The sequence below is a fragment of the Pseudomonas cyclaminis genome (assembly GCF_015163715.1).
Lineage (GTDB): Bacteria > Pseudomonadota > Gammaproteobacteria > Pseudomonadales > Pseudomonadaceae > Aquipseudomonas > Aquipseudomonas cyclaminis.
Genome location: NZ_JADDUM010000142.1, coordinates 22,678 through 33,240, shown reverse-complemented (window position 1 = coordinate 33,240; position 10,563 = coordinate 22,678). Strand labels below are relative to the sequence as shown.

The following is a 10,563-nucleotide window of genomic DNA, read 5'->3' as shown; positions in this document are numbered from 1 at the left end:
GTTTTGGGCGCTCGGAAAAGGCTGAAGCGGTCATCTCGGCCATCTTCAGTGCTAAAGTCCATGCCTCGATTTTGTTTTTCCCAAGGAAGCCGTTATGCCGGATGCGACGTCCCTCAGTGCTGGATTCATGGTGGTTCACGGCAATCGGCTGGACGAACTGCGCAGCCTGGTGGTGAGCTGGATGCGCCGTTATTAAACGTGCTGTCCATCTTGATGGCCGGCAGGGTTTACGTTGAATTTAAAGAACGAGCGGAGCAGCGATCATGGAGTACGACGATAAACTGATTGAAGAAGCCATGCTTGCCCTGTTGGTAACCTTCAGTTCTGAAAATGGCAATGCCTGGAAAGGGTTCGACTTCGAGACAATGAACCGATTGCATGAACATGGTTTCATCAGCGATCCGGTGAACAAGAACAAAACGATTTGGTTGACGGCTGAAGGGTTGGAGCGCGGTCGACAGATAGCCGACCGATTGTTTGGGCTAAAAACTCAAGTGGAGCATGGTTCCGACTCGGATACCTGACTTCATACCACGGCAATACGGTAGGTGAGGTTGACCATATTCAAGTCGAGGTTCGCGCGTTGGCTTATGTGTGCTGATAGGGGAGGCTATGTCATAACAAGACTCTCGCGGCCCGTAAGCGCGCTCACTGGCTTTTAAGGCTTGTAACTATATTGGGGTTGGTTTCGCCTGATCAGGTCTTCTGAGCGCTTATACGGCCCCTGGCGACAGGCTTTCACTTTTTTTCAGACGAAAAAAAAGACCTTGAAATTCAAGGTCTTTCTTTAAGATGGTGCCCCGAGGGAGACTCGAACTCCCACTCCTTTCGAAAACGGATTTTGAATCCGCCGCGTCTACCAATTCCGCCATCAGGGCTCAATGGCGGCGAAGTATAGAGATGAGATTACCGTTGGTCAATCACGTTTCATGGTCTATTTTCACTATTTCCGCTAGACTTCCGGGCCCTGCTAGACGAACCCCATCATGCGCGTTGCTGACTTTACTTTTGAACTGCCTGATTCGCTGATCGCTCGCCACCCTTTGGCCGAGCGTCGCGCCAGTCGACTGCTGACCCTGGACGGGGTCAGCGGTGCCCTCGCACACCGTCAATTCACTGATTTGCTTGAGTATTTACGCCCAGGCGACTTGATGGTGTTCAACAATACCCGGGTGATTCCGGCACGGCTGTTTGGCCAGAAGGCTTCCGGCGGCAAGCTGGAGATTCTGGTGGAGCGTGTGCTCGACACTCATCGCGTCCTGGCCCATGTGCGCTCCAGCAAGTCGCCGAAGCCAGGTTCAAGCATCCTCATCGACGGCGGTGGCGAAGCTGAGATGGTCGCGCGTCATGACGCACTGTTCGAACTCAAGTTCGCCGAAGAAGTGTTGCCCCTGTTGGAGCGCGTCGGCCATATGCCGTTACCTCCGTACATCGACCGCCCTGATGAAGATTCGGACCGTGAGCGTTATCAGACGGTTTACTCCCAGCGCCTCGGTGCGGTAGCTGCGCCGACTGCCGGGCTGCATTTCGATCAGCCGTTGTTGGACGCGATTGCCGCCAAGGGCGTCGAGACCGCCTATGTGACCCTGCACGTGGGGGCCGGCACGTTTCAGCCGGTACGTGTGGATAACATCGAAGACCATCATATGCACAGCGAATGGCTGGAAGTCAGCCAGGATGTGGTCGATGCGGTCGCTGCGTGCAAGGCGCGTGGAGGGCGTGTGGTGGCCGTGGGCACCACCAGCGTGCGCTCCCTGGAGAGTGCGGCACGCGACGGCGTGCTCAAGCCATTCAGTGGCGACACCGATATCTTTATTTTCCCAGGCCGGCCGTTCCATGTAGTCGACTGCCTGGTGACCAACTTCCATTTGCCGGAATCCACGCTATTGATGCTGGTGTCGGCATTTGCCGGTTATCCCGAAACCATGGCCGCTTACCAGGCTGCCATCGAAAATGGATACCGTTTTTTCAGCTACGGTGATGCGATGTTTATCACCCGTAATCCGGCGCCACGCGGCCCAGAGGAAACCTTATGAGTCGTATGTCGTTTGAATTACTGGCCACCGACGGCAAGGCCCGTCGTGGTCGCCTGACCTTCCCGCGCGGCACCGTAGAGACCCCGGCGTTCATGCCGGTTGGCACCTACGGCACCGTCAAGGGCATGCTGCCTCGCGACATCGTCGCCACCGGCGCCGAAATCATCCTCGGCAACACGTTCCACCTGTGGCTGCGCCCTGGCACGGAGGTGATCAAGAAGCATGGCGACCTGCATGACTTCATGAAGTGGCAAGGCCCGATCCTCACCGACTCCGGTGGTTTCCAGGTGTTCAGCCTGGGCGCCATGCGCAAGATCAAGGAAGAGGGCGTGACCTTCGCCTCGCCGGTGGACGGCTCCAAAGTATTCATGGGTCCCGAAGAGTCCATGCAGGTGCAGCGTGACCTGGGCTCCGACATCGTGATGATCTTCGACGAGTGCACGCCGTACCCGGCCGACGAAGACGTCGCACGAATTTCCATGGAGCTGTCCCTGCGTTGGGCCCAGCGTTCGAAGAACGCCCACGGGGACAACACTGCCGCGCTGTTCGGTATCGTCCAGGGCGGCATGCACGAAAGCTTGCGTAAACGCTCGTTGGAAGGCCTCGACAAAATCGGCTTCGACGGCCTGGCCATCGGCGTTTGTCGGTAGGCGAACCCAAGCACGAAATGATCAAGGTGCTGGACTACTTGCCAGGCCTGATGCCTGCTGACAAACCTCGTTACCTTATGGGCGTTGGCAAACCGGAAGATCTCGTAGAGGGTGTGCGCCGCGGTGTGGACATGTTCGATTGCGTGATGCCAACCCGTAATGCCCGCAATGGGCATCTGTTCATCGATACAGGCGTGCTGAAGATCCGTAACGCGTTCCATCGCCATGATGATTCGCCGCTGGATCCCACCTGTGATTGCTACACCTGCCAGAACTTCTCCCGTGCTTATCTGCACCATCTGGACAAATGCGGGGAAATGCTGGGTAGCATGTTGAATACCATCCACAATTTGCGTCATTACCAAGTCCTGATGGCTGGTTTGCGCGAGGCTATTCAACAGGGTACATTGGCCGCCTTCGTCGATGCCTTCTATGCCAAGCGCGGGCTCCCTGTGCCGCCCTTGGACTGAGTTTTCCGACCCTAAGATTCACTATTTGCAACTGGAGTGCTAAATGAGCTTTTTTATCTCTAATGCCATGGCTGACGCCGCTGCGCCTGCCGCTGCCGGTCCTATGGGCGGTGGTTTCGAGTGGATTTTCCTGGTCGGCTTCCTGGTCATCTTCTACCTGATGATCTGGCGTCCACAGGCCAAGCGCGCCAAGGAGCAGAAGAACCTGCTGGGCAGCCTGCAAAAAGGTGACGAAGTTGTGACCACTGGCGGCATCGCCGGCAAGATCACCAAGGTTTCCGACGCTTTCGTGGTTCTGGAAGTCTCCGACACCGTAGAAATGAAGTTCCAGAAAGGCGCCATCGCCGCCACGCTGCCAAAAGGCACGCTCAAAGCGATCTGAGTAACAACCTTTACCAATCGACGGGGCGCGCAAGGCGCCCCGCGTTATAAGCGGGCGGCGTGATGCTGAACAAATACCCTCTGTGGAAATACGTACTGATCCTGGCGGTGCTGGCGATCGGTTTTATTTATTCCGCTCCCAATCTCTATCCTGATGACCCGGCGATCCAGATCACTGGCGCCAGCACTTCGTTGCAGGTCAACCAGGCTGATCTGGACCGCGCGAGCAAAGCGCTCACCGATGCGGGTATCCAGGTTAAAGCGGCAACATTGGCAGCTGGTGCGAAGGGCGGCTTGTTGCGCCTGACCAAGCAAGAAGACCAATTGCCGGCAAAAGATGTCGTGCGCAAGGCCATGGGTGACGACTACGTCGTTGCACTGAACCTGGCACAGACCACGCCACAATGGCTGCGCAGCATTGGCGCGCACCCGATGAAGCTGGGTCTGGACTTGTCCGGTGGTGTGCACTTCCTGCTGGAAGTCGACATGGACAAAGCCCTCGACGCGCGCCTGAAAGTCTACGAAGGCGACGTGAAGAGCCTGCTGCGTAAAGAGAAGCTGCGTTATCGCAGCCTGCCGCAGCTTAACGGTGCCATCCAGCTGGGCTTCTCCGATGAAGCTTCCCGCGAACAGGCCCGTGCGCTGATCCGCAAGAACTTCAACGATTTCGACATCGTACCGGCTGACCTGAATGGTCAGGCTGTACTGCGTCTGGCAATGAGCCCGGCCAAGATCGCGGAAATCCGCGAGTACTCCATCAAGCAGAACTTGACCACCGTACGTAACCGCGTCAACGAGCTGGGTGTGGCTGAGCCGATCGTTCAGCGCCAGGGCGCAAACCGCATCGTGGTTGAGCTGCCAGGCGTGCAGGACACGGCTGAAGCCAAGCGTATCCTGGGTAAAACCGCCAACCTGGAATTCCGCCTTGCGGCTGAGCCAGGTGCTTCTCGCGCCACTTCCGAAGAATTCGAGTTCCGCGAAGGCAACCGTCCACCGGCGCAGATCGAGCGTGGCTTGATCATCACGGGTGACCAGGTAACTGACGCCAAGGCCGGTTTCGGCGAGCATGGCACGCCTGAGGTGAACATCCGCCTGGATGGTCATGGCGGCGAACTGATGAGCCGCGCCACGCGCAGCAACGTCGGTCGCAGCATGGCGGTGATCTTCATCGAGCAGCGTCCTGTCACCACCTACACCAAGCAGATCGTCAACGGCGTCGAGAAAGACGTGCCGGTGCAGACCTTCAAGGAAGAGAAGAAGATCATCAGCCTGGCGACTATTCAGTCGCCGCTGGGGGCTCAGTTCCGTATCACCGGCCTGAATGGCCAGGGCGAATCCTCGGAGCTGGCACTGCTGCTGCGTGCTGGTGGCCTGGCGGCCCCGATGTACTTCGCTGAAGAACGTACCATCGGCCCTAGCCTGGGTGCGGACAACATCACCAAGGGTGTGGATGCTGCACTGTGGGGTATGTTGTTTGTCTCGCTGTTCATCATCGCCATCTACCGCTTCTTCGGCATCATCGCCACCGTCGCTTTGGCGGGCAACATGGTGATGCTGCTGGCTCTGATGTCGCTGCTGGGTGCAACACTGACCCTGCCGGGCATTGCCGGTATCGTGCTCACCATGGGTATGGCGGTTGACGCCAACGTACTGATCTTCTCGCGGATTCGTGAAGAGATTGCCAACGGCATGACCGTACAGCGTGCAATCAACGAAGGCTTCGGCCGGGCATTTACCGCGATTCTCGACTCCAACCTGACCACGTTGCTGGTCGGCGGGATTCTCTTCGCCATGGGTACCGGCCCGGTCAAGGGTTTTGCGGTAACCATGTCCCTCGGTATCTTTACCTCGATGTTCACGGCCATCATGGTGACCCGCGCAATGGTCAACCTGATCTATGGCGGGCGTGACTTCAAGAAGTTGTGGATTTAAGGGGCTGCCATGTTACGTACAATCAACTTCATGGGCGTTCGCAATATTGCGTTCGGCGCCACAGTGCTCCTTACCGTTCTGGCGTTGTTCAGCTGGTTCCATAAGGGCCTGAACTACGGTCTGGACTTCACCGGTGGTACGCTCATCGAGCTGACCTACGAGAAGCCTGCCGACGTTACCCTGGTGCGCAACGAACTGGTCAAGGCTGGTTATCACGAAGCCGTCGTGCAGAGCTTTGGTGCGACCACCGACCTGCTGGTGCGTATGCCAGGCGAAGACCCGCAATTGGGTCACCAGGTTGCCGAGGCCTTGCAGAAGGTTGGCGGCGATAACCCTGCATCGGTCAAGCGCGTCGAGTTCGTTGGTCCGCAAGTGGGTGAAGAACTGCGCGACCAGGGCGCCTCGGCATGCTGATGGCGCTGGTCGGCATCATGATCTACCTGGCGTTCCGCTTTCAGTGGAAGTTCGGTGTCGGCGCCATTGTGTCGCTGATCCACGACGTGATCGTGACGGTGGGCATCCTGGCGTACTTCCAGATCACCTTCGACCTGACCGTACTGGCAGCTGTGCTGGCGATTATTGGTTACTCCCTCAACGACACCATCGTGGTATTCGACCGGGTTCGCGAGAACTTCCGCGTACTGCGCAAGGCGACGTTGATCGAGAACATCAACATCTCCACGACCCAGACACTGCTGCGGACCATGGCGACTTCGATCTCCACCTTGCTGGCGATTGCTGCGCTGATGATCTTTGGTGGCGACAACCTGTGGGGCTTCTCCCTGGCGCTGTTCATTGGCGTTCTGGCGGGTACCTACTCGTCGATCTACATCGCCAACGTGGTGCTGATCTGGCTGAACCTCAACAGCGAAGACTTGATCCCTCCGGCCGCGACTGGCAAGGAGGTCGACGACCGCCCTTGATGGGTGCTTGTTGATCTGCTGTTACAAGAAAGGCACGAGTATTGAACTCGTGCCTTTTTTTTTGCTCCAAGGCTGGGTATAGCGCGGATCTTTCGGTCCGTTTGTGATGGTCAGGAGGTTCAACGTGAACAAGTCGTTACTGGTTGGTGCGGTATTGGGTGCTGTCGGTGTGACTGCCGGGGGTGCTGTTGCCACCTACAGCCTGGTAAAAAGCGGCCCTGAGTATGCGCAAGTGCTGGCAGTGCAGCCGGTAAAAACCCAGATCAAGACCCCTCGTGAAGTCTGCAAGGACGTCGCCGTGACCCGGCAGCGTCCGGTGCAGGACCAGCATCAGATTGCCGGTACCGTGGTTGGCGCCCTGGCGGGTGGCTTGCTGGGTAACCAGATCGGTGGTGGTAACGGTAAGAAGCTGGCCACTGTAGCCGGTGCCGTCGGCGGTGGTTACGCCGGTAACAAGGTTCAGGAAGGGATGCAGAACCGTGATACCTACACCACCACGCAAACCCGTTGTAACACCGTCAACGATATCAGCGACAAGGTAGTCGGCTATGACGTGCGTTACACCTTGGATGGCAAGGAAGGCTCGGTGCGTATGGACCGTGATCCAGGCGGCCAGATTCCGGTCGATAAGGAAGGGCGACTCGTCCTTGGCCAGAACCAGCAGTAATCCCTGAGCCGGTTTCAGTCAAAAGTGTGGGAGAGGGCTTTCCCCCTCCCGCATTTGATTTGTGGTGCGGCTGATGTTTAGCGTCATGCCAAATCACAGGCACAAAAAAAAGCACCCGTAGGGTGCTTTTTTGTGCTCGCTCGCTTAGCGCTTCAGCGAAGCAGGCAGGTGCGGCTGGATCGCCGTCAGCACTGCCTTGAAGCATTTGGTGTTGCCGGCAACGACGTGGCCTTTTTCCAGGAAGTCGTGACCGCCGGTGAAGTCGCTCACCAAGCCGCCGGCTTCCTGGATCAGCAGGGCGCCTGCAGCCATGTCCCACTCGGACAGGCCCGACTCCCAGAACGCATCAAAACGACCGGCAGCAACATAGGCCAGATCCAGGCTTGCAGCGCCGGCGCGACGGATACCAGCGGTCTGGCCAACCAGGGCGCGGAACATGCCCAGGTAGTTTTCCAGGTTGTCCATTTGGTCGTCACGGAACGGGAAGCCGGTACCCAGCAGGGCGCCGTCCAGGCTGGTGCGGCCGCTGACACGCAGGCGGCGACCGTTCAACTGGGCGCCACGGCCACGGCTGGCGGTGAATTCTTCCTGGCGAACCGGGTCGAGAACGACGGCATGTTCCAGGCGACCACGGTATTTGCACGCGATGCTGACGGCAAAGTGCGGGATGCCGCGCAGGAAGTTGGTGGTGCCATCCAGTGGGTCGATGATCCACAGGTAGTCTTCGCCTTCGCCGCTGCCTTTGTGCAGGCCGGTTTCCTCGCCGAGGATGCCGTGGGTAGGGTAGGCCTTGCGCAGCGCGTCGATGATTTTCTGTTCGGCGGCGCGGTCCACCTCGGATACATAATCCTTGGCGTCTTTTTCGTCGACCTTGATGGTATCCAGGCGCTCGATGGAGCGGAAGATCAATTCACTGGCGCTGCGGGCGGCGCGCAGCGCGATATTCAGCATGGGCTGCATGGATGTGTCACCTAAGGTTGTTAAAGAAAGCCGGGCATTCTAGCAGAAACTTTCTTCAGGTGAAGGACGACGTTAGCTTTCATGGCATAACCTTAGGCGGTTCTGTAAGATTTGCTCCCCTTTCCCGTGTCCGAGAGCGCCTCCCTTGCTGCAAAACATTCGTGTCGTCTTGGTCAATACCAGTCATCCCGGCAATATCGGTGGGGTGGCGCGAGCCATGAAAAACATGGGGCTGACGCGCCTGGTGCTGGTCGAGCCGCGGGTGTTCCCGCACCATGAAGCCGATGCCCGCGCCTCTGGCGCCAATGACATCCTTGAAAAAGCCCAGGTCGTCGCCACCTTGGAGGATGCCTTGGTCGGCTGCAACCTGGTGCTCGGTACCAGCGCCCGTGACCGTCGTATCCCCTGGCCGCTGCTGGATCCCCGTGAATGCGGCAACAAAGTGGTGGAAGAGGCTGCAGGTGGCGCTGAAATCGCTTTGGTGTTCGGGCGCGAAGATTCCGGCCTCACCAATGAGGAGCTGCAGCGATGTCACTACCACGTGCATATCCCATCAGACCCTGAGTTCAGTTCACTGAACCTTGGGGCGGCGGTGCAGGTGCTGACTTACGAAGTGCGCATGGCGTGGCTGGCGGCTGCCGGCCAGCCAAGCAAAATGGAGAAGGAAGAGGTTGCTTCGACCAAGAGTGGCGAACTGGCCACCATGGACGAACTTGAGCGGTTCTATGAGCACCTGGAGCAAACCTTGGTGGCCATCGAATTCCTTGATCCTGAAAAACCACGGCACTTGATGGCGCGCCTGCGTCGGTTGTACGGACGCAGCTCGGTAAGTCGGGCGGAAATGAATATATTGCGTGGCATCCTCACGGAAACCCAGAAAGCGGCCCGTGGCGAGCTTCTTAAGCGGAAGGATTAAAAATGTTCGAGCGTTTGCGAGAAGATATCCAGAGTGTTTTCCACCGTGACCCGGCGGCGCGCAACGCCTTTGAAGTGCTGACCTGCTATCCGGGCATGCACGCTATCTGGATCCATCGCCTGTCCGGCGCCTTGTGGGGTATGGGCTGGAAATGGCTGGCGCGGCTGGTGTCGAACTTCGGTCGCTGGATGACCGGGATCGAGATTCACCCGGGGGCCAAGGTGGGGCGCCGCTTCTTTATCGACCATGGCATGGGCATTGTTATCGGCGAGACCGCTGAGATTGGTGACGACGTCACCCTGTACCAGGGCGTGACCCTGGGCGGCACCAGTTGGAACAAGGGTAAGCGCCACCCGACGCTCGAAGATGGCGTGGTGGTGGGTGCGGGGGCCAAGGTGCTTGGTCCCTTCACGGTGGGGGCTGGCGCCAAAGTCGGCTCCAACGCTGTGGTTACGAAGGCCGTGCCGGCCGGTGCCACCGTGGTGGGTATTCCCGGCCGGATTATTGTCAAGCCGGAAGTAGGCGATGAGCAGGAAGCCAAGCGCAAGGCCATGGCCGAGAAAATCGGCTTCGATGCCTACGGTGTCAGCGAAGACATGCCCGATCCGGTCGCTCGCGCCATTGGTCAGTTGCTCGACCATCTTCAGGCGGTGGACGGCAAGCTGGACGGTATGTGCGGCGCGCTGAAGGAGCTGGGCAGCAGCTATTGTGCGAAAGACCTGCCTGAACTGCGCGAAGAAGACTTCGCCGAGATCAAGAGCGAAACCGCCACGAAGGCTGGCTGAGGTCTTCCGTGCGCTGAAGGCCCCTGTGGGAGGGGGCTTGCCCCCGATAGCTGCGTGCCAGTCACCAGAAATATCGACTGATCCACCGCCATCGGGGGCAAGCCCCCTCCCACATTTGATCTCCGCTGGTCTTGAGATTCATCACGGGGCCCGCCGCCGCTGGTCCATTCCACCCCATCCTGCTATGATTCGCGCGCCCTTTTTACGGGTAATCCTGACTAAAGTACTAGGTCTTATAGTTGACTTAAATACTCGGGAATCGCATACTTGCCCACATTCTGAAACACCTTGGTAATTGTCCATGAGACTGACTACAAAAGGCCGATACGCGGTGACTGCCATGCTCGACCTGGCCTTGCACGCGCAAACTGGGCCGGTGTCCCTGGCCGATATCTCCGAGCGCCAAGGCATTTCCCTGTCCTATCTTGAGCAACTGTTCGCCAAATTGCGCCGTAGCAATCTGGTCTCCAGCGTGCGTGGGCCAGGTGGCGGCTATCAGCTGTCCCGCGATATGCAGGGCATCCAGGTGGCTCAGGTGATCGATGCGGTCAACGAATCCGTCGACGCGACCAAATGCCAAGGCTTGGGTGACTGCCACGCTGGCGACACCTGCCTGACACACCATTTGTGGTGTGACTTGAGCCTGCAGATCCATGAGTTTTTGAGTGGTATCAGCTTGGCTGATCTTGTGACTCGCCGTGAGGTGCAAGAAGTAGCCCAGCGTCAGGACCAGCGCCGTTGCAACACCAAGGCGCCGCGTCTGGACAAGATTGAAGCGTCCGCCGTCGAGTGACAGCCGAAGAGCTAACGGCACGCCAGCCAGCCTGATTTAGGAGAAAGTCC

The 10,563-nt window shown here is 58.3% G+C and carries 9 protein-coding genes, 1 tRNA gene and 3 pseudogenes; 11 read left to right on the top strand and 2 right to left on the bottom strand.

What is annotated here, in order from left to right; translation table 11 throughout:
• Nucleotides 1–94 precede the first annotated feature (94 nt).
• Both IQK56_RS31810 and IQK56_RS18090 read left to right on the top strand, forming a co-directional pair.
• Nucleotides 95–193: pseudogene (locus tag IQK56_RS31810) on the top strand (hypothetical protein); the annotation flags it as partial.
• Between the two features lie 70 nt (nt 194–263).
• Entirely contained in the window at nt 264–524 is a 261-nt protein-coding gene (locus tag IQK56_RS18090) for a DUF6429 family protein (RefSeq protein ID WP_193862072.1), read from the top strand.
• Nucleotides 525–793: 269 nt separating this feature from the next.
• Here IQK56_RS18090 and IQK56_RS18085 read toward each other — a convergent pair.
• Nucleotides 794–878: transfer RNA gene (locus IQK56_RS18085), tRNA-Leu, on the bottom strand.
• 108 nt (nt 879–986) lie between these two features.
• Between IQK56_RS18085 and queA the strand changes: the two genes are divergently transcribed.
• The 6 genes and pseudogenes from queA to IQK56_RS18055 all read left to right on the top strand — a co-directional run bounded on the left by queA (nt 987) and on the right by IQK56_RS18055 (nt 7,059).
• A complete protein-coding gene (gene queA, locus IQK56_RS18080) occupies nt 987–2,036 on the top strand; it encodes a tRNA preQ1(34) S-adenosylmethionine ribosyltransferase-isomerase QueA (RefSeq protein ID WP_193862071.1) in 1,050 nt (349 codons plus the stop codon).
• Between the two features lie 5 nt (nt 2,037–2,041).
• Nucleotides 2,042–3,156, top strand: a pseudogene (gene tgt, locus IQK56_RS18075) (tRNA guanosine(34) transglycosylase Tgt).
• A 43-nt stretch (nt 3,157–3,199) separates the two neighbouring features.
• Nucleotides 3,200–3,538 carry a preprotein translocase subunit YajC gene (yajC, locus tag IQK56_RS18070; RefSeq protein ID WP_003175975.1) on the top strand — a complete coding sequence of 113 codons (339 nt, stop codon included), beginning with the start codon at nt 3,200–3,202 and terminating at the stop codon, nt 3,536–3,538.
• 62 nt (nt 3,539–3,600) lie between these two features.
• The gene (secD, locus tag IQK56_RS18065; RefSeq protein ID WP_122308854.1) at nt 3,601–5,469 is read left to right on the top strand and encodes a protein translocase subunit SecD; all 1,869 of its coding nucleotides are present in this window, start codon (nt 3,601–3,603) and stop codon (nt 5,467–5,469) included.
• A 9-nt stretch (nt 5,470–5,478) separates the two neighbouring features.
• Nucleotides 5,479–6,392: pseudogene (gene secF / locus IQK56_RS18060) on the top strand (protein translocase subunit SecF).
• A 124-nt stretch (nt 6,393–6,516) separates the two neighbouring features.
• On the top strand, nt 6,517–7,059 hold the full coding sequence (locus IQK56_RS18055; RefSeq protein ID WP_032890678.1) for a glycine zipper 2TM domain-containing protein: 543 nt from the start codon (nt 6,517–6,519) through the stop codon (nt 7,057–7,059).
• A gap of 144 nt (nt 7,060–7,203) precedes the next feature.
• Here the strand turns inward: IQK56_RS18055 and suhB are convergent, their stop codons facing one another.
• Nucleotides 7,204–8,019: a type III secretion system regulator SuhB gene (suhB, locus tag IQK56_RS18050; protein ID WP_003175971.1), complete on the bottom strand. Its 816-nt coding sequence runs from the start codon at nt 8,017–8,019 to the stop codon at nt 7,204–7,206.
• A gap of 145 nt (nt 8,020–8,164) precedes the next feature.
• On the opposite strand from suhB, the gene trmJ reads away from it, so the two are divergent.
• From trmJ to iscR, 3 genes are all read left to right on the top strand, one after another.
• Nucleotides 8,165–8,935, top strand: coding sequence for a tRNA (cytosine(32)/uridine(32)-2'-O)-methyltransferase TrmJ (gene trmJ / locus IQK56_RS18045; RefSeq protein ID WP_099585622.1), 771 nt, complete (start codon nt 8,165–8,167; stop codon nt 8,933–8,935).
• A gap of 2 nt (nt 8,936–8,937) precedes the next feature.
• Nucleotides 8,938–9,720 carry a serine O-acetyltransferase gene (cysE, locus tag IQK56_RS18040; protein ID WP_122308850.1) on the top strand — a complete coding sequence of 261 codons (783 nt, stop codon included), beginning with the start codon at nt 8,938–8,940 and terminating at the stop codon, nt 9,718–9,720.
• 301 nt (nt 9,721–10,021) lie between these two features.
• Entirely contained in the window at nt 10,022–10,513 is a 492-nt protein-coding gene (gene iscR, locus IQK56_RS18035) for a Fe-S cluster assembly transcriptional regulator IscR (protein WP_003194020.1), read from the top strand.
• Nucleotides 10,514–10,563 lie beyond the last annotated feature (50 nt).